The sequence below is a fragment of the Mycobacterium sp. IS-1264 genome (assembly GCF_001954195.1).
In the GTDB taxonomy this organism is placed as follows: Bacteria; Actinomycetota; Actinomycetes; order Mycobacteriales; family Mycobacteriaceae; genus Mycobacterium.
The window spans coordinates 32,267-54,750 of sequence record NZ_MBES01000086.1; the positions used below are offsets into that span (position 1 = coordinate 32,267).

Below are 22,484 nucleotides of genomic sequence, written 5' to 3' on the forward strand. Positions count from 1 at the left end.
AGGGTTCGTGGTACGTGCCCCGGCGTGCTCGGAGGATATCCGCGCGGAGGTGGCCGAGCTGCTCGGCGTCCCGGCCGACACCGTTCACCCGGGTAGCAACCTTATCGGCCAGGGCCTCGACTCGATCCGGATGATGACGCTGGCCGGTCGCTGGCGCCGCCACGGCATCGGGATCGATTTCGCCACGCTGGCCGCGACACCGACCATCGAGGCGTGGTCGGAGTTGGTGACGGCGGGTGCGCCGGCGACCACCGACGAAGCGCCAGCCGACCAGCCCGCTGGGGACGACCGCGCTTCCGACGATTTTCCGCTCGCCCCGATGCAGCACGCGATGTGGGTCGGCCGCCAGGACAACCAGCAGTTCGGTGGGGTGGCCGGCCACCTCTACGTCGAGTTCGACGGCGGCGCCACCGACCCGGACCGGCTCCGTGCGGCGGCCACCCGGCTGGCGCGGCGTCACCCGATGCTGCGCGTGCGGTTCGGATCCGACGGCACCCAGCGCATCGCCCCGATCTCGGAATGCCCCGACTTCCCCGTCACCGTCGAGGACCTGCGCCACCTCGCCGGTGACCTCGTCGAGCGGCGCCTGGCCGAGATCCGCGACGCCAAATCGCACCAGCAGCTCGACGGCGCGGTGTTCGAACTGGCGTTGACGCTGCTGCCCGGCGAGCGTTCGCGCCTGCACGTCGACCTGGACATGCAGGCCGCCGACGCGATGAGCTATCGCACCCTGATGTCGGACCTGGCCGCCCTCTATGTCGGCCGCGAGCTGCCCGCATTGGGTTACAGCTACCGGGAATACCGCCAAGCCGTCGCGCGGGAGGAGACGCGGCCGCAACCCGCCCGCAACGCCGACCGCGAGTGGTGGGCGCAACGCATCCCGCAGCTGCCCGACCCGCCGGCGCTGCCATCGAGCGGGGGCCGCGAGTCGCGCCGAAGCACCCGACGTTGGCACTGGCTGGACCCGGCGACCCGCGACGCGCTGTTCGCCCGCGCCCGGGCACGCGGCGTTACCCCGGCGATGGCGCTGGCCGCGGCGTTCGCCAATGCGCTGGCGCGGTGGTCGGGGGCGCCACGGTTCCTGCTGAACGTGCCCTTGTTCGCCCGCCAGGCCCTGCACCCCGACGTCGACCTGCTGGTCGGCGACTTCACCTCGTCCCTGCTGCTGGACGTCGACCTGACCGGCGCGGGCACCCCCGCTGCGCGGGCACGCGTGGTACAGGACGCCATGCGGTCGGCCGCCGCCCATTCCGACTACCCGGGGCTGTCGGTGTTGCGCGACCTGAGCCGCCACCGCGGCACGCAGGTGTTGGCGCCCGTGGTGTTCACCAGCGCGCTCGGGCTCGGCGAATTGTTCAGTGCCGATGTCACAGGGCAATTCGGCCGCCCCGGATGGATCATCTCGCAGGGCCCGCAGGTGCTGCTGGACGCGCAGGTCACCGAGTTCGACGGCGGGGTGCTGGTGAACTGGGACGTGCGCGACGGCGTCTTCGCACCCGGCGTCATCGACGCCATGTTCGCCCATCACGTCGACGAACTGCTCCGGCTGGCCGCGGCTGACGAACCGTGGGACGCGCCGGGCCCGTCGGCGCTGGCGGCCGCGCAGCGCGCGGTGCGTGACGCGGTGAACGGCCGCACCGCCGCGCCCAGCGGTGAGGCGTTGCACCACGGGTTTTTTCGGCAGGCGGGGCTGCGGCCGGACGCGCCCGCAGTGTTCGCCAGCTCCGGCGACCTCAGCTACGCGCGGTTGCGCGATCAGGCGCTGGCGGTGGCGGCGGCGTTGCGCGCGAGCGGGATCGGCGCCGGCGACACGGTCGCGGTCATGGGCCCCAAGACCGCCGAACAGGTGCCGGCACTGCTGGGAATCCTTGCCGCCGGAGGCGTGTATCTGCCGATCGGGGTCGACCAACCCCGCGACCGCGCGCAGCGCATCCTGGAAACCGGTGGAGTGAGGCTGGCCCTGGTGTGCGGCGGGAAGACGCTGTCGTTACCGGTGCGGGAGCTCACGATCGCCGACGTGGTTCGCGACGCACCCGCCGCGCCGGCGGGCGTCGTGCCCGCGGGCGGCGATCCGGCCGACCTCGCCTACGTGCTGTTCACCTCGGGTTCGACCGGGCAGCCCAAGGGCGTCGAGATGACGCACGACGGCGCGATGAACACCGTCGAATTTCTCACCCGCCACTTCGATATCGGCGCCGCCGATCGGTGCCTGGCCCTGTCGACGCTGGAATGCGACATGTCGGTGCTGGACGTCTTCGCGACCTTGCGCGCGGGCGGGGCGATCGTGATGGTCGATGAGGCGCAGCGGCGCGACCCCGACGCGTGGGCCCGGCTCATCGACGATCACCACGTCACGGTGCTGAACTTCCTGCCGGGCTGGCTGGAGATGCTCGTCGAGGTCGGCCAGGACCGGCTGTCGTCGCTGCGGGTGGTGCCTACCGGCGGCGACTGGGTACGTCCCGGCCTGGCCCGCCGGTTGCGGTCCCTGGCGCCGAACGTGCGGTTCGCCGGGCTGGGTGGCGCGACCGAAACCGCCGTCCACGCAACCATTTTCGAGGTCGGCGACGACCTGCCGACCGACTGGACCGCCGTGCCGTACGGCGTCCCGTTCCCGAATATCGCATGCCGCGTCGTCAACGAGGCCGGTGCCGACTGCCCCGACTGGGTCGCCGGGGAGCTGTGGATATCCGGACGCGGCATCGCCCGGGGTTACCGTGGCCGCAGCGAACTCACCGCAGAACGTTTCGTGCTCCGCGACGGCCGGATCTGGTACCGCACCGGTGATTTGGCCCGCTATTGGCCGGACGGCACCCTCGAGTTCGTCGGCCGCGCCGATTACCGCATCAAGATAAGCGGCTACCGCGTGGAGCTCGGCGAGATCGAGGCGTCGCTGCGGCGAGTGCCCGGGGTGCGGGCGGCCGTGGCCGCCCTGGTTCCCGCGCCCGGCGGCGCCGAGGTGTTGGCGGCCCAGGTTTGCCTCGAAGACGCCGCGCTGGACGCCCGGCGAATTCGCGAGGTCCTCGTCGATCTCGTTCCCGCACACATGATTCCGGCACATATTTCGGTGGTCGAGCGCATCCCCTTCACCGACGGCGGCAAGATCGACCGGCGCGCCGTCGGCGGCGAGCTGGCCGCGGCGGTGGCCGAGCAGTCCCGCGACACGTCAGCGCGCTACGAGGCGCCCCGAACGCAGCTGGAACGGGCGCTGTGCCACATCGTCGCGGGGCTGCTGAACCGCGACGCCGTGGGCGTGCACGACGACTTCTTCTCCCTCGGGGGCGATTCCGTGCTTGCGACACAGGCCGTCGCGGCCATCCGCCAGTGGCTCGATTCGCCGAGCCTGATGGTCGCCGACGTCTTCGCCACGAGGACCGCCGCCACGCTGGCGCAACTGCTCATCGCCCGGGACTCCGACGCCGGACGACTCGAGCTGGTGGCCGAGGTGTACCTGGAGATCGCGGACATGTCGCGCGTCGACGTGTTGTCCGCGCTCGATGCGCCGACCGACCAACCCGTCCGACGGGAATTCCAGCCCTGGGTGAAGCGGTTTACCGGTGCCACGGCGAACGGCTCGGTGGTCGTGTTCCCCCACGCCGGCGGTGCCGCCGCGGCGTACCGGTCACTGGCTAAAGCGCTGTCGGCCAATGACGTCGACGCCTACGTGGTGCAGTACCCGCAGCGCGCGGACCGCCGGCATCACCCCGCCGCGCAGAGCATCGGCGCGCTGGCAACCGAGTTGTTCGAGGCGGGCGACTGGGCCGCGGCGGCTCCGCTGAGCCTGTTCGGCCATTGCATGGGCGCGGTGGTGGCCTTCGAGTTCGCCCGCGTGGCCGAACGCAACGGGGTGCCGGTTCGCGTGCTGTGGGCCTCGGCCGGGCAGGCCCCGTCGACGGTCACCGCGGATGGACCGCTGCCGACCAGCGCCAGCGGCGTGCTGGCGGACATGGTGGATCTCGGTGGCACCGATCCGGCGCTGTTGGAGGACGAGGAATTCGTCGAACTCTTAGTGCGGGCGGTGCAGGCCGACTACACCGCGCTGAACGCCTATTCGTGCCCGCCGGACGTACGCATCCGCGCCGACATCCATGCGGTCGGCGGCAGCCGCGACCACCGGATCAGCCGGGAAACGTTGGCCACGTGGCAAACTCACACCTCCGGCCGGTTCACGTTGACCGATTTCGAGGGCGGCCACTTCTACCTCAACGACCATCTCGACGCGGTGGCCCGGATGGTGAGCGCCGATGTCCGATAACGACCCGGTCGTGATCGTCGGGCTGGCGCTCGAAGCGCCCGGCGGGATCGAAACCGCCGACGATTTCTGGGCGATGCTCTCCGAGCAGCGGGAAGGACTCGGCCCGTTCCCCACCGATCGGGGCTGGGCCCTTCGCGAGCTGTTCGACTCATCGCGGCGAGACGGCTTCAAGCCCATCCGCAACCTTGGTGGATTCCTGTCCAGCGCATCGGCATTCGATCCCGAGTTCTTCGGCATCTCCCCGCGGGAAGCGACGGCGATGGACCCACAGCAGCGGGTCGCGCTGCGGGTCGCGTGGCGCAGCCTGGAGAACGGCGGGATCAATCCCGACGACCTGGCTGGTCACGATGTGGGCTGCTATGTCGGCGCCTCGGCGCTCGAATACGGCCCCGGTCTTTCCGAGTTCTCGCATCACACCGGGCATCTGATGACCGGGACGTCGCTGGGCGTCATATCGGGGCGCATCGCCTACACGCTGGACCTGGCGGGGCCCGCACTGACGGTCGACACCGCGTGCTCGTCCGCGCTGGCGGCATTTCACACGGCCGTGCAAGCGATCCGGGCGGGCGACTGCGACCTCGCGCTCGCCGGCGCCGTGTGCGTGATGGGCACCCCGGGCTATTTCGTCGAGTTCTCCAAGAAGCACGCGCTGTCCGATGACGGCCATTGCCGGCCCTACAGTGCGCACGCCAGCGGAACCGTCTGGGCGGAAGGCGCGGGCATGTTCGTCCTGCAGCGCCGGTCCAGGGCGGTGGCCGACGGGCGCAGCATCCTCGCCGAGGTCCGCGCCAGTTGCGTGAACTCCGATGGGCGCAGCAACGGACTGATGGCGCCGAGCGGCGACGCGCAGCTGCGACTGTTTCGGCGCGCCATCGCCCAGGCCGGGGTCGAGCCCGTCGAGGTCGGGATGATCGAGGGGCACGCCACCGGAACCCGGGTCGGCGACCGGACGGAACTGTTGTCCATGGCGGCCAGTTACGGCACCGCACCGCCGGGCCGCGGGCCGCTGCTGGGATCGGTCAAGTCGAACATCGGGCACGCGCAGGCCGCGGCGGGCGCGTTGGGTCTCGCCAAGGTCATCCTGTCCGCCGAACACGCCGCGGTGCCTCCGACGCTGCACGTCGACGAACCCAGCCGCGAAATAGATTGGGACGACCAAGGTTTGCGGTTGGCGGACAAGCTGACGCCGTGGCGGGCGGTCGACGGATGGCGCACCGCGGCGGTGTCCGCGTTCGGGATGAGCGGCACCAATACCCACCTGATCGTCTCGATGCCCGACACCAGCAACGCGCGCAGGGTCGCCTGATGGCCCGGTTGCCCGACGGGCGCATCCCGGTACTGCTCAGCGCGCACGCCGGCGAACTCGTCGCCGCGGACGCCCGGGCGATCGCCGACTATCTCGACCGCTTTCCGGAAGCGACTGTGCCGCAGGTAGCCCGGCAACTGCACACGACCCGGCGGGTGCGCCGGCACCGTGCGGTGCTCCGCGCCGCCGACCGCCTCGAGCTAGTCGACGGGTTGCGTGCGCTGGCCGCGGGGCGCGAGCATCCGCTGGTCGCCAGTTCGGCGCTGGGGTCGGCTCCCCGGCAGGCGTTCGTGTTTCCCGGTCAGGGCGGCCACTGGCCGGGCATGGGCGCCGTCGCCTACCGGGCGCTCCCGCGCTATCGGGCGGCCACCGATGGGTGCGTCGCCGCGTTCGACGCCGCCGGCATCGCGTCGCCGCTGCGCTACCTCACGGCTACCGGAGCGGCGGAGACGTTCTCCGAAACCGAGGTCCAGGGCGCCCAATTCGTCCACGCCGTCGCCTTGGCGGAGGTGTGGCGCTCGTGCGGCGTGGTCCCCGACCTCACCATCGGCCAGAGTCTCGGTGAGGTCGCCGCCGCCGTCGTCGCCGGCAGCATCACGATGCCCGACGCCGTCGCCGTGGTGGCCGCCCGCGCCGCCGTCGTCGACCGGCTTCCGGGCCGCTACGCGATGGCCACGTTGGGCATCGGCGCCCCGGCGGCCGAGGCGCTCATCGCGGCCACCGACGGCTGGGCGGAGGTGTCGGTGGTCTACTCCGCCTCCACCGTCGCGGTGTCGGGCGACCGCGACGCGGTGCTCGCAATGGCCGACGCGGTTCGCGCCGATGGCCAGTTCGCCCGCGAGATCAGCGCCGGCTTCCCAGGGCACACCAGCCTGCTCGAGTCGCTCCGCGACGAACTGCAAACGCGACTGCCCTCCTCGGAATTCGCCGAATCCCCAGTGCAATTCATCGGCGGCACCACCGGCGACGTCGTGGCGCCGAACACACCCTTCGGCGACTACTGGTATGCGAACCTGCGCAACACCGTGCGGTTGGACCGCGCGTTCGAGTCGGCAATCCGTTGTGGTGCTGGGTCGTTCATCGAGCTGTCGGCACATCCCGCGCTGCTGTTCTCGATCGGCCAGATCTTCGAGGCGGACCGACCCGAAGACCCGGCGGTGCTGGTCGGCTCGGGTCGCCGGGATGAGCCCTTGGTCGACACACTGTCGGCCAACATCGTCACCGCGGCGGTCGCGGATCCGGGCTACGCCTGGGGAGACCACCTGAATGCCGATGCCGGCGCCGGCTTGCGGGGATTCCCGAACGCGCCGATGCGCGCAATCTCGATGTGGGCGCAGCCGGAGCCGTTGTCCGCCGTTCCCGCGACAGCGGACGGGCTCAACATCTCCGTCGAGCACTGGGAGCGCACATCGCCGCCGACAACGGGGGCGCCCGCGCGGATCGCGGTGATCGACCTGGGTGCCGACGGGGCGCTGGCGAGCGCGCTCCGTGCCGCGGTCGACTCCCACCCGGTAGCGCAGCTCAGTCAACCGCGGGATGCGGAGATCGTCGTGGCGATCGCGCCCACCCTCGAATGCGCCGGGGCGTACCAGGCCGCCGAGGTGCTGCCAGGAGTGATCGGCGCCGGTTTGTTCGACTATGCGAACTTGCCGGGGCCCCGATGCCACACCGTCTGCCTGATCACCGTGGCGGCCGAACGGGTGGGCCAGCTCGACGCGTCGCAGTCGGCCACCCATGCGGCGCTGGCCGCGACACACCGCAGCATCGGATTCGATTACCCCGAACGGGCTTTCACCCACCTCGACCTGCCTTCGTGGGAACTGGCGCCAGCCGCCTGCCTCGCCGCGGTGGACGCACTGATCGCCGGTGTCGGTGAAGCCGCGCTGCGCGGCGTCGCCGACGGGTACGCAATGTTCGAGCGCACGTTCCGCGATGCGCCCGCCGCCCCGCAATTGCCATTGGACTCTCGCGTGCTCGACGACGTCGTGATCACCGGGGGCGCCGGCGCCATCGGCCTGCACTACGCCCGCTACCTCGCCGAGCGCGGCGCGCGGCGCATCGTGCTGCTGAGCCGCCGCTCCGCGGATCCTGCAGTGCTGAAGACCTTGGCCGCCGAATACGGAACCGAGCTGCTGTCACCGCCGTGCGACATTACCGATCCGGCCCAATTATCGCTTGTCGCAGCCCAATACGGCGGATCAGCGGCTTCGCTGATCGTGCACGCGGCGGGCACCGCCACGTTCGGTACCGCGCCGGCGCGCACGCCGGGCGCCGTCGCCGCCACGTTCGCCGCCAAGGTCGGCGGCCTCGCCCATCTGACCGAGTTGTGGCCCACCCGGCCGGACGCACGAATGCTGTTGTGTTCGTCCGTATCCGGAATGTGGGGCGGACGTGGGCACGCAGCGTACTCGGCGGCCAACCGCCTCCTGGACGTCATGGCCGCCGAGCTGCGTGCCTCCGGCAGGCACTGCGTCGCGGTGAGATGGGGGCTGTGGCAGGGCTCGGGCATCCTGGATTCGACCGAGCGCGCAGACATCGTGCGGTCCGGTCTGCGCCCGATGGCACCCCGGGCAGCGATCGAGGCGAGCCTATGCGCGTGGCACCACGACCCGCTGGTGTTCTCCGCCGACGCTGCTCGGTTGCGAATCTTCCTGGACGCCACGCGATCCGAGGTGCCCGACCAGCCTTCCGAGCTGGGCTCGGCCGACGCCGCGGTGCCGATCGTCGACGCGGTCCGCGGCCAATTGGCGGCGGTGCTCGGCATCACGCCGGCCGGCGAATTGAGCCTCACCGAATCGCTCTTCGATCTGGGCATCGACTCGATGCTGGCGGTCGAACTGCGCAAACGCCTGAAAAGGACGACCGGTCGGACGGTGTCGCTGGCAACGCTGATGGGTGAGATCACCGGCGACGAACTTGTCGAACAACTCGAGCGTGCGAACGAGCGCTCCGAAGCAGCACAGAAAGTGGACCTCAAAGATGGACAAAGCGCGTGACTGACATCGCCGACACCGCGCGGCTAGACGCGGCCCGACTGGAGCTGCTTCGTCGCAGGCTTGCCGAACGCGGTCTCGTGTCCGAAACCGAAGACACCGGCAGCAGTACCGCCGACCAACTCTCCGACGGCCAGGCTCGGATGTGGTTCGTGCAGATGGCCGACCCGAGCGGCGCGCTGCTCAATGTCTGCGTCTCGTACCGGATCACCGGCGATATCGATCTCGCCCGGCTGCACGACGCCGTGGATGCGGTGTCGCGCCGCCACCGGATCCTGCGCACCACCTACACGCTCAGCGATGAGGGCGAGCCCCGGCCGACGGTGCACGACGATCTCCGACCGGCGTGGGCGCAACACGACTTGACCGACCTGACGGTGCAGGCGCGCCGGCTTCGCCTCGAAGTGCTGGCTCAACGCGAATTCGCCTCGCCCTTTGATCTTTCCGCCGACGCACCGTTGCGGATCACCGTCGTGCGCACTGCCGCCGAAGAACATGTCCTGCTGTTCGTGGCCCATCACATCGCCTGGGACGACGGCTCGTGGCGCGTCTTCTTCGCCGACCTCACCAAGGCCTACGGCGGCGCCGACCTCGGACCGGAACGTTCCTTGCCGGCCCCATCCGGACCGGACACCACCGAGGCCGATCTCGACTACTGGCGCGCCATCATGGCCGATCCGCCGGAGCCACTGGAACTCCCGGGGCCGGCCGGCACGACCATGGCGACCGACTGGCGCGCCGCCCGTTGCACGATGCGGCTGTCAAGCGACACCGCCCAGCGAGTGACGGCGTTGGCCCGCGACACCGGCTGCACCCCGTACATGGTCCTGCTGGCCGCGTTCGGCGCGCTGGTGCACCGCTACACCCACAGCGACGACTTTCTCGTGGCCGCCCCGGTACTCAACCGCGGCGGCGGAACCGACGACGCCATCGGCTATTTCGGTAACACGGTGGCGATGCGGTTGCGGCCGCGGCCGGCGATGAGCTTCCGCGAGTTGCTCAAATCGACGCGCGATATCGCCACCGGCGCGTTCGCACACCAACGGGTCGGCCTGGAGCGCGCGGTGCGCGAACTGAACCCCGATCGCCGGCACGGCGCGGAACGGATGACTCGGATCAGCTTCGGATTTCGCGAGCCCGACGGGGGCGGATTCCGCCCGCCGGGCGTCGACTGCGTGCGTTACGACCTGCGCGGCAACCTCACCCAGCTGCCGCTGGGTTTCATGGTCGAATTCGACGGCAGTGGTGCGCTGGTCGAGGCCGAACACCAACTGGACATTGTTGAACCCGCCCTGGCGCGTCAGCTGTTGGAACACTTCGCCGTGCTGCTCGACGACGCCCTCGCCCGGCCGGAGCAGCGGCTGGCCGCGCTGGCGCTGATGGGCGAGGCCGACGCCGGGTGGCTGCGCGACGTGTCGCGCGGCGAGGCGTTCGACACCGCACCCAGAACGCTCGCCGACCTGGTGTCCGAGCAGGCCGCGCACACTCCAGAGGCGATCGCCGTCAGCTACGAGGGTCGCCGGCTCACCTATCGCGACATCAACGAGCAAGCAAACCGGTTGGCGCACTGGTTGATCGGGCGGGGGATAGGCAGCGAGGACCGCGTCGCCGTCCTGCTCGACAAGTCGCCGGATCAGGTCGTCACCGCGCTGGGGATCGCCAAGTCCGGCGCGGTATATGTGCCCGTCGACCCCACCTATCCGCGGGAGCGGCTGGACTTCATCCTCGGGGACTGCGACGCGAAGCTGATATTGCGCGAGCCGGTGACTGACCTGGCGGCCTACCCCGCCCACGACCCGACGGAAGACCGGCTGCGGCCGCTGCGCCCGGACAACACCGCGTATCTGATCTACACCTCGGGGACCACCGGAGTGCCCAAGGGCGTCGCGGTGCCGCACCGCCCCGTCGCGGAGTACTTCGTCTGGTTCAAGCGCGACTACGGGGTCGACCACACCGACCGGCTGCTGCAGGTCGCCTCGCCCAGCTTCGACGTGTCGATAGCCGAGATCTTCGGCACGCTGGCCTGCGGCGCGCGAATGGTGATCCCGCGCCCCGGCGGACTGAACGACATCGGTTATCTCACCGCCCTACTGCGCGACGAGGGAATCACGGCGATGCATTTCGTGCCGTCCCTACTCGGGCTGTTCCTGTCGCTGCCGGGCGTCAACCAATGGCGAACGCTGCAGCGGGTGCCCATCGGCGGCGAGCCGCTGCCCGGGGAGGTGGCCGACAAGTTCCACGCCACATTCGACGCGCTGCTACACAACTTCTACGGCCCGACCGAAACCGTGATCAACGCCAGCCGCTTCAAGGTGGAAGGCCCGCAAGGCACTCGCATCGTGCCCATCGGCCGGCCCAAGATCAACACCACGATGCACCTGCTCGACGACTCGCTGCGGCCCGTGCCCGTCGGCGTGATCGGCGAGATCTACCTCGGCGGAACGCATCTGGCCCACGGATACCATCGCCGGGCCCGGCTGACCGCCGAACGATTCGTCGCTGACCCGTTCAATCCCGGCGCCCGGATGTATCGGTCCGGGGACCTCGCACGCCGCAACGCCGACGGCGACGTCGAGTATGTGGGTCGCGCCGACGAACAGGTAAAGATCCGCGGTTTCCGGATCGAACTGGGTGACGTCGCCGCCGCCATCTCGGTCGACCCCACGGTCGGACAGGCCGTCGTGGTCGTCAGCGACCTGCCACGGCTGGGCAAGAGCCTGGTCGGCTACGTGACACCCGCGGCGGGAACCCCTGAGGTCGATCTCGACCGCATCCGGGCTCGGGTGGCGGCCGCCCTGCCCGAATACATGGTGCCGGCGGCATACGTTGTGCTCGACGAGATTCCGATCACCGCGCACGGCAAGATCGACCGCACGGCGCTGCCCGATCCCGAGGTCGGCTCCGGCGTCGAGTTCCGCGAACCGGAAACCGCCACCGAGCGGCGCGTCGCCGAACTGTTCGCCCAGCTGCTCGGCCGCGACCGGGTCGGCGCCGACGACTCGTTCTTCGACCTCGGCGGCCACTCGTTGCTCGCGACGAAATTCGTTGCGGCGGTGCGTAATACGCTCGGCGTCGAGATCGGTGTGCGGGAAGTCTTCGAACTCGCGACGGTAGCGCGCATCGCCGCACACCTCGACGCCACAGAGACGCCCGGTTCGGCGCGGCCGCGATTGACGGCAGCAGCGCATGACGGGCCGGTGCGGTTGTCGTCGTCGCAGCTGCGAAGCTGGTTCACCTATCGCTTCGACGGACCCAACGCCGTCAACAACATCCCGTTCGCCGCGGCGCTTCGTGGTCCCTGCGGCACCGAGGCCCTGGCGGCGGCCATCACCGACGTGGTGGCGCGCCATGAGATCTTGCGTACCACCTACCGCGAAATCGACGGCGTGCCACACCAGATCATCCATCCACCCGCCGAGGTGCCGGTCCGGCGCGCCACCGGACCCGACCAGGACTGGCTGCAGGCCGAACTGGACGACGAGCGGCGCCACGTCTTCGATCTCGAAAACGAATTGCCCATTCGGGCGGCGTTGCTGAGCCTGCCGGACCGCAACGTCGTGTCCTTGGTGGCGCACCATATCGCCGGCGATCACTGGTCCGCCGGTGTGCTGTTCACCGATCTGCTGACCGCCTACCGGGCCCGCAGCGGCGGGCAGCCGCCGTCCTGGGAACCGCTGCCGGTGCAGTACGCGGACTTCGGCGTGTGGCAGGCGGCGCTGTTGGACGACAGTGCGGGCATCGCGGGCCCGCAACGCGATTACTGGATCCGCCAACTCGAGGGCTTGGCAGGCGAAAGCGGTCTGCGCCCGGACTTTCCGCGCCCCGCCCTGCTCAGCGGCGCCGGGGACGCCATCGAGTTCAGTCTCGCGTCGGCGACCCGCGCGAAGGTCAAGGACCTGACGCGCGAACTCGGCATCACCGAGTTCATGCTCCTGCAAGCCGCCGTAGCGGTGGTCCTGCACAAGGCCGGCGGCGGCCCCGACATCCCGATCGGCACCCCGGTCGCCGGTCGCAACGAACCCGAACTCGACCGGCTGATCGGGTTCTTCATCAACATCCTGGTGTTGCGCAACGACCTGAGCGGAAACCCGACGCTGCGCGAGCTGCTGCGGCGGACCAGGGACATGGCGTTGGCGGCCTACGCGCACCAGGACCTGCCGTTCGACCAGGTGGTGGACGCCGTCAGCCCGGCGCGGTCACTGTCGCGCAATCCGCTGTTCGACGTCGTGGTGCACGTGCGGGACCAGTTGCCACAAGACACCGTCATCGACAGCGGCCCGGGCGGCGACACCACTTTCAGCGCTTTGGAATCGACGTTCGACGTCGCGCACGCCGACATGTCCGTCAACTTCTTCGCATCCGACGACGGCTACCGCGGCCACGTCATCTACCGCCCCGAACTGTACAAGCGCGGCACCGCACAACGGTTCGCCGACTGGCTGGTCCGCGTCGTCGAGGCGTTCGCGCACCGGCCCGACCAACCGCTGCGCGAGGTGCAGATCGCCAGTGCGCAAGAGCGGCAGCGCATTCTGGGCCGGTCCAACGCGGACGACGTATACCTGCTGGACGCCGCGCTGAACCCCGTCCCGACCGGCGTGGTGGGCGACGTCTACTACGGTGGCGGCCCGGCCGTCCGCGCGCGGCTGGCGGGACCATCGCCGACCGCCGCCCGTTTCGTCGCCGATCCCTTTGCCGCGCAACCCGGTTCGCGGCTCTACCGCACCGGCCAGCGCGGCGTGTGGGACGACGACGGGCAACTGGAACTGTTGGGCGACTCCGAAACGCCGCCTCGGCCCGCGCAGGCGGCGGACACGCAGCCCGCCGAACCGCCCACCACCGCCACCGAGCGCGCGCTGGCGGCCATCCTCACCGACGTTCTCGATGCCGGACCGGTCGGGCGGCACGACGAGTTTTTCAACCTCGGCGGGGACAGCATTTCCGCGGTGCGGGTGGCCGCACGGGCGCGGGATGCAGGGCTCCCGCTCACCCCGCGGATGGTCTTCGAACATCCCGTGCTGCGTGAGCTCGCCGCCGCCCTCGACGCCAAGTCCGAAACCGAGCCCGACGACCGGCATTACGCGCCGATGAGCGCGTCGGGACTTTCCCCCGACGAGTTGGCGGCCCTGACGTCGTCATGGGGCCAGCAGCCGTGACGCGAGCCGACGAGCGACCGGCCATCGAAGACGTGATGGCGCTCAGCCCCCTGCAGCAGGGGCTGTTCTCGATGGCGGCGCTGACGGACGAATCCGGTGATGCCGACCCGTACGTGATCGCGATGGCCGCCGACATCATGGGCCCGCTCGACGTTCCCTTGCTGCGCGAGTGCGCCGCGGCGATGCTGGCCAGACATCCCAATCTGCGCGCAAGCTTTGTCCACGGTGATCTGAGCCGGCCCGTGCAGGTGATTCCGAGCATCGTCGAACTGCCGTGGCGGTGTGTGCGCGCCGATCCCGCGGAGGTGGCGGCGCTGGAAGCCGAGGAGCGCCGGCGCCGTTTCGACCTGGGCCGCGGCCCGCTGATCCGCTTTCTGCTCATCGAATTGCCGGACCAGCATTGGCATCTGGCGGTCGTCGCGCACCACATCGTCATCGACGGGTGGTCGTTGCCGCTCTTCGTTTCCGAGCTGCTCGCCCTGTACCGGGCCTCCGGCGACACCGCCGCGCTGCCGCCGCCGCCGCGCCCGTACCGCGACTACATCGGCTGGCTGGCGGGCCGTGATCAGACCTACAGCCGCGCGGTGTGGGCCGAGCACCTCAACGGCGTGGACGGCCCGACCCTGCTGTCGCCGGCGCTGACCGACACTCCGGCGCGGGCCGGCATTCCGAGTCGCACCACGCTGCGGCTGGACCGCGATGCCACGACCGCTCTCGCCGAGGCCGCCCGCGGCCGCGGCGTCACGCTGAACACCCTCGTTCAACTGGCCTGGGCGATAATGCTTTCTGCGGTGACCGGCCGCAGCGACGTGGCGTTCGGGGTGACCGTGTCCGGCCGGCCCGGCGAACTGCCCGGCGTCGAGACGATGGTCGGGCTGTTCATCAACAGCGTTCCGCTGCGGGTACGACTGGATCCCCGCGAGACGGTCGGGACGCAATGCGTTGCCCTGCAACGTGAATCCGCCGCGCTGCGGGACCACGGCTACCTGGGGCACGCGGAGTTGCGTTCGATCGCCGGTGTCGGGGAGATGTTCGACACGCTGCTGGTATACGAGAACTTCCCTCCCGGCGAAGTCGTGGGGGCCAGCGAGTTCGTCGCGAACGGCGTGACCTTCCGCCCGGTGGCGCTGGAGAGCGTCTCGCATTTCCCGGTGACCATCGCCGCACACCTGAGTGCCCGCCAATTCACCGTATTGGTCGAGGTGCTCGACGGCGCGCTGGGCGCGTTGACCCCCACGGACCTCGGCGGGCGGCTGCTGGCCGTGCTGCGGCGCTTGGTGGACAAGTGGGACCGGCCACTGCGTGAGATCGACATCCTGCATGACGGCGAGCGGGACTCGACGGGCTCGCCGGCCGCGGGCACGACCGGCGTCGCGGTGCACACCCGATTCGGCGAAATCGCTGCGGCCCAGCCCGATTCGATCGCGGTCAGCTGGGCCGACGGCCGGCTGACGTACCGCGAGCTCGACGCGCTCGCCGACCGGATCGCCGCGGCCCTGATCAGGGCCGGCGTGGAAGGCGAGACTCCCGTGGCCGTCATGCTGCCGCGGGGCCCGAACTACGTGGCCGCGATGCTGGGAATCCTCAAAGCCGGCGGCATGCTGGTGCCGCTGGACCCGGCCATGCCCGACGAGCGGGTGGCCGAGATCCTGCGGCAGACGTGCGCCGCGATTGTCGTCGACGACGAATTGTTCGCCGCTTTTCTCGCCGGGCCCGCCGACTACCGGGCGGCCGCGGCGGCACCCGACCACGCGGCCTATGCCGTCTTCACCTCGGGCACGACAGGCACGCCGAAGGGCGTCGTCGGCACCCACCGGGCGCTTTCGGCGTACGCAGACGACCACATCGAGCGCGTTCTTCTGCCGGCGGCCAGGCGAATCGGGCGACCGCTGCGCATCGCGCATGCCTGGTCCTTCACCTTCGACGCGGCATGGCAGCCGCTGGCGGCGTTGCTCGACGGCCACTCGGTGCACGTCGTCGACGACGACGTGCAACGCGACGCCGAGGCGCTGGTCGAAGCCATCGCCCGGTTCGGGCTGGACATGATCGACACCACGCCGTCGATGTTCGCCCAGCTGTACAGCGCGGGGCTGCTGCGGCGGGTGCCGCTTCCGGTCCTGGCACTCGGCGGCGAAGCCCTGGGCATCACCGAATGGCAAGCGATCCAAGCGGAATGCGCGCGCACGGCAATGAGCGCGTTCAACTGTTACGGGCCCACCGAGACCACGGTCGAGGCGGTCGTGGCCGCGATCGACGAATACGCGCGGCCGGCCATCGGGCGCCCGACCCGGACCACCCGCGCCCACGTCATGGACCCCTGGCTGCGCCCGGTGCCCGACGGCGTCGCGGGTGAGCTGTACCTGGCGGGCGATCAGCTGGCCCGCGGCTACCTGGGACGCGCGGGCGAGACCGCCGCGCGGTTCGTCGCCGACCCCGACGGCCGCGGCGGGCGGATGTATCGCACCGGAGATGTGGTGCGCCGCATGCCCGACGGGGGTCTCGAATTCCTCGGGCGCGCCGACGACCAACTGAAGATCCGCGGTTTCCGCGTCGAGCCGGGCGAGATCGCCGCGGTGCTCAACGACCACGACGGGGTGCGCGGCGCGCACGTGTCGGCCCGCAACCACACCCACGGGCCGCGGCTCACGGCGTATGTCGCGGGCGGGCCCAACCCGCCGACGGCGGCCGAACTGCGCTCGATGCTGCTCGAGCGGCTGCCGCGCTACCTGATCCCGCACCACATCGTCGTCCTCGACGAACTGCCGCTGACTGCGCACGGCAAAATCGACGAAAACGCCCTGGCCGCAAACGATTCCGTCGAAGGACCGATCGTCCCGCCGGAGACGCCGACCGAGAAAGCGCTCGCCGACGCGTTCACCGACGTTCTGGGGACCGCCGAGGTCGACGTCACGGCCGGCTTTCTGCAACTTGGCCTAGACAGCATCGTGGCCCTGTCGGTCGTCCAGGCCGCACGCCGCCGCGGCATCGCGCTGCGCGCCAGGCTGATGATGGAATGCGAGACCCTCCGCGAACTCGCCGCGGCCCTCGACTCCGACACCGCACGGCACACAGCCGTCGAAGCGACCGGCGAACCCATCCCGGTGTTGGCCGGCGTTCATTGGCTCTACGAATACGGCGAACCGCGCCGGCTCGCGCAGACCGAAGTTATCCGGCTACCCGACACGATCACGCGCGAAGGCCTGGATGCGCTGCTGTCCGCCGTCATCGACGGGCACGAAGCGTTGCGATGCCGGCTCGACCGCGACGCGATGACGCTTGTCGCACAACCGAAAACGGGCATCCTCAGCGAAGCGCGGGTCACCGGTGATCCGGCCGGCGAGGTCGCCAGGCAGACCCTCGACGCCTTGGAGCGGCTCGACCCGCAGGCCGGTCGGCTCTTGTCCGCCGTATGGCTGCGCGGGCCCGACGGCCCGGGTGTCCTCGTGTTGACCGCCCACGTGCTTGCGATGGACCCGGCCTCGTGGCGCATCGTGCTCGGCGAACTCGACGCCGGCCTGCACGCCCTCGCCGCGGGACGCCAACCCGCGCCGGCGCGTGAGCACACCAGCTACCGGCAATGGTCACGGCTGCTGCACGAACGGGCCGCGGCCCTGGACACCGCAGGCTTCTGGGCCGCCGAACTCCAGGGCGCCGACCCGCCCCTGGGCGCCCGCAGGCTGCGGCCACTGACCGACCGGGCCGGTGACGTCGCGATCAGCATCTCGACCTGCGAGGCCGACCTCACCGCCCGGCTGCTCGCCAAAGCCGCAGCGGGACAGGCGATGGGCGAACTACTCGTCACCGCGACCGCACGCACGGTGACCGCGTGGCGGCGCCGACGCGGACAGGACACACCGGCACCGCTGCTGGCGCTCGAGACGCACGGCCGCGCCGACGTCGACGTCAACGAGACGGCCGACACCAGCGACACGGTCGGACTGCTCAGCGCGATCTACCCGCTGCGCATCCACACCGACGGCCCCACCGACCTGGCCCGAATCCCCGGCAGCGGCATCGATTACAGCCTGCTGCGGTATGTGCGGCCCGACACGCGCCTGCGCGAACTCCCCGAACCCCAGCTGCTGCTGAACTACCTCGGCAGCGTCCACGTCGGCGTCGGCGACCTGGACCTCGCCCGCGAACTGATGTCCGGCCTTGGGCACGTCCCGGAACCGCAACAGGCGGTGCGCCACGAGCTGACCGTGGCGGCAGGAATCGTCGGCACCGGCGATGCCCCCGTCCTCGTCGCACAGTGGCGAGCGCTGCCCGACATCCTCGATGACTCGGATATCGCCGCGCTGCAACAACTTTGGGTCGAAGCACTGCAGGAGTTGACGACATGAGCACGCTTGCGGTCCTGGGCGCCGGGGCAAAGGCGGTGGCCGTCGCCGCCAAGGCGTACGTATTGCGCGAAATGGGCGTCGACGTTCCCGACGTGATCGCAGTCGAACGCACCGGGGTCGGGGCCAACTGGCAGGCCAGCGGCGGCTGGACCGACGGGGCGCATCGGCTGGGCACCAGCCCGGAAAAGGACGTCGGGTTCCCCTACCGATCGGCACTGGCACCGCGCCGCAACGCCGAACTCGACGAGCGGATGACGCGCTACAGCTGGCAGTCCTATCTGATCGCCACCGCGTCGTTCGCCGAATGGATCGATCGCGGCCGGCCGGCACCCACCCATCGCCGGTGGAGCCAGTACCTGGGATGGGTCGCCCAGCACGTGGGCCTGGACGTCGTGCACGGCGAGGTCGACGGGCTGGCCGTCAGCGGTGACCGCTGGGCGCTGCACACCCACGAGACCACCGTGCACGCCGATGCCCTGATGATCACCGGACCCGGCCAGGCCGAGAAGTCGCTGTTGCCCGGCAATCCGCGGATGCTCTCGATCGCCCAGTTCTGGGACCGCGCCGCCGGCCATGACCGGATCAACGCCGAACGGGTGGCGGTGATCGGCGGCGGTGAAACGGCCGCGTCGATGCTCAATGAGCTGTTCCGGCACCGGGTTTCGACCATCACCGTCATCTCGCCACAGGTCACGCTGTTCACCCGCGGCGAGGGATACTTCGAGAACTCGCTGTTCTCCGATCCCACCGACTGGACCGCGCTGACGCTGGACGAACGCCGCGACGCGCTGGCGCGCACCGACCGCGGAGTGTTCTCGGCCAACGTTCAGGAAGCGCTGTTGGCGGACGACCGCATCCACCACCTGCGCGGCCGGGTCGCCCACGCGGTGGGGTGGGACGGCCAGATCCGGCTCACGCTGTCCACCAACCGGGGCAGCGAAAACCTCGAGACCGTCCACGGTTTCGATCTGGTCATCGACGGATCCGGCGCCGACCCGCTGTGGTTCAGCTCGCTGTTCAGCCAGGACGCCCTCGACCTGCTCGAGCTGGGCCTGGGTGGCCCCCTGACCGCTGACCGCCTGCAGGAGGCCATCGGCTATGACCTGGCCGTCACCGACGTCGTCCCGAAGCTGTTCCTGCCGAACCTCGCCGGACTCACCCAGGGGCCCGGATTCCCCAACCTGAGCTGCCTGGGACTGCTGTCGGACCGGGTGCTGGGATCCACGACGAACCCGTCCACATCCGCCCCGGTGAGACGCGAGCTTGGTCGTAACGTGACCGAGTCGAGACACAAATAGCGGTCGCAGGGGGCACAATTACACCACCTAACACAAGACGAACGGTATGAGGCCGTCCGCCGCATTCCAGGTGCAACTCAGGGGGAGGACCTGACCATGACAACGAGTTTGACAATGACCTTGAAGACCTTGAAATCCGCCGCGACTGGCGTTGCGGCCGTGGCCGCCATCGGCGCCGCCGGCATCGGCGTGACGTCGGCCGCATTCGCCCCGGCTAGCGCCGATCAGGTGCAGCTGGCCGCGGTCGGCGCGCCGCTGCCGCAAGACCCGCCGCCCCCGCCGCCCTTGCCGGGCCAACTGCCGACCCCAGAGCAGTTGTCCACACTGTGCACCCAAGTGACCGACCCCGGCGTTAACTACAGGGACAAGGTCAATTTCGTCGAAAACGGCATCCCTCAAAACGAGGGTATGGTCGCCGACCACGATCTGAGGAAGGCCTACCGGAACGGGAACTTTCCGGAGACGTTCGCCGTGACCAACATTGCGCCGGCCGGCCCGAACATGGCCCAGGCCGACGTGGCCATCTCGGGTCCGAAGTTCGCCGGGCCGGTCACCAAGCACCTCGTGTTCATCAATCAGGGGGGCAACTGGGTCCTGCAGCACGACGCGGCGCTCGCTCTGATTCAGGCATCGACCGCTACGGGCTAAACCGCACCCAGATTCTGGGCGCCTACACAGCAAGCGCATAGATTGGACACACGTGCGCGGGCCTAAAGTAACCGTGCCCATGAAAGGGGGACGATGAAAACCGTCAAGTTCTTTGCCACCGGCGCGGCTACCGTGGCCGCCATCGGGGGAGCGGCGACCGCGATCGCTTTCGCCGCGGCGCCAAGCGATCTGGCCTCGGTGCAATTGGCCGCAGTCGGTGCGCCGCTGCCGCAGGATCCGGTGCCGCCCGCGCCACCGGTTCCGGGTGCGAATGTCCCGACCGCGGACCAGTTGAGCAGCGTGCTGACCAGCCTGGCCGATCCCAACGTTCCGTTCTCCAGCAAGAGCAATCTGGTTGAGGGCGGCATCAGCGGGATCGAAGCGCACGTCGCGGACAAGAAGCTGCAGAAGGCGGCGAAGAACGGCGACCTGCCGCTGTCGTTCGACGTGTCGAACATCCAGCCGACGGCGTCCGGTTCGTCCGCGGACGTCGCGGTCTCCGGACCCAAGCTGACGTCGCCGGTCACGCAGAACCTCTCGTTCGTCAGTCAGGGCGGCGGCTGGGTGCTGTCGCGCGCGTCGGCGATGCAGTTGCTGCAGGCCGTTCAGTGATCGCCGCGCAGCGCGCGTAGGTCGAGCTTGGCGAGGCGTGCCGGGTCGGCCAGCACGTCGATGGCCGCGATGCGTCCGTCGCGCACCACGAATCCCATGATGGCCGTGGCGCGCCCGCCGACGAAGATCACCGCGCCCGCGGCGCCGTTGACGGTCGCGGCCCTCGCCTCGCGCTCGGGGCCCGCGTAACTGCGGGCCAGCCTGGCCACCGAGGCCGCGCCGTCGGCCCGGAAGCCGCGCGTCCCGGCGCCGAAGTCGCCGCGCAGCACCACGTCGGGATGCAGCACCGACACCAACCGGTCGAAGTCGCCGCTACGTCCCGCCGCGAAGAAGGCGTCGACGGCTTCGCGTTGCGCGGTGAGGCTGCCGTCGGGCACCGGGTCCGCCTGCTCGATGCGCCGGCGTGCCCGGCTGGCCAGCTTGCGGGTCGCCTCCGGCGTCCGGTCGACGATGGGTGCGATCTGGTCGAACGGGACGGTGAAGACGTCGTGCAGCACGAACGCCAGCCGCTCCGCCGGCGGCAGCGTATCCAGCACCACGAACAGCGCCAGGCCCACCGCGTCGGCCAGCATCGCGCGGTGTTCGGGATCGGACTCGCCGACCGGATCGACGATCGGGTCCGGTAGATGGGCGACCAATTCCTCCCGTCCGTGGGAGTGGCGGTCGCGCAACATGTTCAGGCAGATGCGGGCCACCACGGTGGTCAGCCAGGCGTCGAGGTTGGCGATGCCGTCCGCGCCGCTGCGACGCAGCCGCAGCCACGCTTCCTGCACCGCGTCCTGGGCGTCGTCGATCGAGCCCAGCATGCGATATGCGATGGCGCCCAGCTGTGGTCGGGCCGCCTCAAAACGTTCCGTGAGCGACGCGGTCACGTGCGACCGGTGTCCCGCTGTGTGTCGGGCAGGGCGCACACCCGGTTGCCGGAAAAGCCGGACGACCCGATGCCGAGCGCGATGTTGAACCGGGCGCGAAAGTTGCCCAGGTTGATCACGTGGGTGAGCGCAACGAGTTGGGGCGTGTCGAAGTGGGCACGCAGCGCATCGAAAAGCTTGTCGCTCACCTCGACCGGGGTGCGGCTGATCGCGGTCGCATACTCCAGGATCAGCTTGTCGACGTCGGAGAAGCACGGGGCGTTCTGGTAATCGGCCATCGCGAGCAGCTCCTCGTCGGTGATTCCCCACTGGCGTGCGATCTGCGAACCGAGGTCGATGCAGTACTCGCAGCGGACGGTCGTCGCCGCCTTCAGCTCGGCCAGCGCGCGCTCGCGCGGGCTGAGGATATCCAGTTTCGACTCGGCCATCTCGAGCTTGCCGATGGCGCTGAGCAGCCGGGGGATGTGTGCATACATCCGCAGCGGTTCCAGCATCCCGGCCGTTTCCAGGCCGGTCATCTGCGCCAGCTTGCGTCTGGTGAAGAAGAAGGCGATCTTGGCGCCCAGGCCGGCGTCGCGGTCGGACACTCCGTTGAGACGGGGCATGGCGGTCCTCCTTGAATGTCGTCCTTACTAGGTCGACACCTGGCGGCGCTCAAACGTGACCGGGCCCCTCAACGGCTAGGTCTGCTGGCTCAGCGGCAAATCCATGTCGAACACCCGGGCATGCAGCACGGTGCGATTCCGCAGGGCGGCACGCACCGCGCGATGCAGGCCGTCCTCGAGATAGGTGATGCCTTTCCACCGCACCGCGTGCGGGAAAAGGTCGCCATAAAAGGTGGAGTCCTCCGACAGCAGGCGGTCCAGTGCGAGCACCGTGGTCGTGGTGACCAATTCGTCGAGCCTGATTTGCTGCGGGGGAATCTGGGACCACTCTCGGTACGAAAGCCCGTGCTCGGGATAGGGCTTACCATCGCGCACGCCCTTGAAAATCATTGGGGGATCTCC

The 22,484-nt window shown here is 69.9% G+C and carries 11 protein-coding genes; 8 read left to right on the forward strand and 3 right to left on the reverse strand.

The window, feature by feature from the left end:
• The first annotated feature begins 7 nt into the window (after window positions 1-7).
• The 8 genes from A5744_RS22840 to A5744_RS22875 all read left to right on the forward strand — a co-directional run bounded on the left by A5744_RS22840 (window position 8) and on the right by A5744_RS22875 (window position 20,605).
• Window positions 8-4,252, forward strand: a complete 4,245-nt coding sequence (locus tag A5744_RS22840) for a non-ribosomal peptide synthetase (RefSeq protein WP_076064654.1) — start codon at window positions 8-10, stop codon at window positions 4,250-4,252.
• Entirely contained in the window at window positions 4,242-5,558 is a 1,317-nt protein-coding gene (locus A5744_RS22845) for a polyketide synthase (RefSeq protein ID WP_076064655.1), read from the forward strand. Before A5744_RS22840 ends, A5744_RS22845 begins: the two co-directional genes overlap by 11 nt.
• The gene (gene mbtD, locus A5744_RS22850; RefSeq protein WP_076064656.1) at window positions 5,558-8,554 is read left to right on the forward strand and encodes a mycobactin polyketide synthase MbtD; all 2,997 of its coding nucleotides are present in this window, start codon (window positions 5,558-5,560) and stop codon (window positions 8,552-8,554) included. The genes A5744_RS22845 and mbtD overlap by 1 nt, the downstream gene beginning before the upstream one ends.
• The gene (locus A5744_RS22855) at window positions 8,551-13,704 is read left to right on the forward strand and encodes a non-ribosomal peptide synthetase (protein ID WP_076064657.1); all 5,154 of its coding nucleotides are present in this window, start codon (window positions 8,551-8,553) and stop codon (window positions 13,702-13,704) included. Before mbtD ends, A5744_RS22855 begins: the two co-directional genes overlap by 4 nt.
• On the forward strand, window positions 13,686-18,047 hold the full coding sequence (locus A5744_RS22860; protein ID WP_076064658.1) for a non-ribosomal peptide synthetase: 4,362 nt from the start codon (window positions 13,686-13,688) through the stop codon (window positions 18,045-18,047). Before A5744_RS22855 ends, A5744_RS22860 begins: the two co-directional genes overlap by 19 nt.
• A complete protein-coding gene (mbtG, locus tag A5744_RS22865) occupies window positions 18,044-19,345 on the forward strand; it encodes an NADPH-dependent L-lysine N(6)-monooxygenase MbtG (protein ID WP_076064659.1) in 1,302 nt (433 codons plus the stop codon). Before A5744_RS22860 ends, mbtG begins: the two co-directional genes overlap by 4 nt.
• A 120-nt stretch (window positions 19,346-19,465) precedes the next feature.
• Window positions 19,466-19,993 (forward strand): hypothetical protein, encoded by a 528-nt coding sequence (locus A5744_RS22870; protein WP_076064741.1) that lies wholly within the window; start codon window positions 19,466-19,468, stop codon window positions 19,991-19,993.
• A gap of 93 nt (window positions 19,994-20,086) precedes the next feature.
• Window positions 20,087-20,605 (forward strand): hypothetical protein, encoded by a 519-nt coding sequence (locus A5744_RS22875; protein ID WP_076064660.1) that lies wholly within the window; start codon window positions 20,087-20,089, stop codon window positions 20,603-20,605.
• Here A5744_RS22875 and A5744_RS22880 read toward each other — a convergent pair.
• From A5744_RS22880 to A5744_RS22890, 3 genes are all read right to left on the reverse strand, one after another.
• Window positions 20,599-21,477 (reverse strand): sigma-70 family RNA polymerase sigma factor, encoded by an 879-nt coding sequence (locus tag A5744_RS22880; protein WP_076064661.1) that lies wholly within the window; start codon window positions 21,475-21,477, stop codon window positions 20,599-20,601. The two genes, A5744_RS22875 and A5744_RS22880, sit on opposite strands and share 7 nt — an antisense overlap.
• The gene (locus A5744_RS22885) at window positions 21,474-22,082 is read right to left on the reverse strand and encodes a carboxymuconolactone decarboxylase family protein (RefSeq protein WP_076064662.1); all 609 of its coding nucleotides are present in this window, start codon (window positions 22,080-22,082) and stop codon (window positions 21,474-21,476) included. Before A5744_RS22885 ends, A5744_RS22880 begins: the two co-directional genes overlap by 4 nt.
• 75 nt (window positions 22,083-22,157) lie before the next feature.
• On the reverse strand, window positions 22,158-22,472 hold the full coding sequence (locus A5744_RS22890; RefSeq protein ID WP_076064663.1) for a type II toxin-antitoxin system VapB family antitoxin: 315 nt from the start codon (window positions 22,470-22,472) through the stop codon (window positions 22,158-22,160).
• Window positions 22,473-22,484: the final 12 nt, after the last annotated feature.

What these genes read in the sequence shown, in the direction of transcription:
- A5744_RS22845 (WP_076064655.1), top strand. Translation starts at nt 4,242, where the DNA reads ATGTCCGATAACGACCCGGTCGTGATCGTCGGGCTGGCGCTCGAAGCG.
- mbtD (WP_076064656.1), top strand. Translation starts at nt 5,558, where the DNA reads ATGGCCCGGTTGCCCGACGGGCGCATCCCGGTACTGCTCAGCGCGCAC.
- A5744_RS22860 (WP_076064658.1), top strand. Translation starts at nt 13,686, where the DNA reads ATGGGGCCAGCAGCCGTGACGCGAGCCGACGAGCGACCGGCCATCGAA.
- mbtG (WP_076064659.1), top strand. Translation starts at nt 18,044, where the DNA reads ATGAGCACGCTTGCGGTCCTGGGCGCCGGGGCAAAGGCGGTGGCCGTC.
- A5744_RS22875 (WP_076064660.1), top strand. Translation starts at nt 20,087, where the DNA reads ATGAAAACCGTCAAGTTCTTTGCCACCGGCGCGGCTACCGTGGCCGCC.
- A5744_RS22885 (WP_076064662.1), bottom strand. Translation starts at nt 22,082, where the DNA reads ATGCCCCGTCTCAACGGAGTGTCCGACCGCGACGCCGGCCTGGGCGCC.
- A5744_RS22890 (WP_076064663.1), bottom strand. Translation starts at nt 22,472, where the DNA reads ATGATTTTCAAGGGCGTGCGCGATGGTAAGCCCTATCCCGAGCACGGG.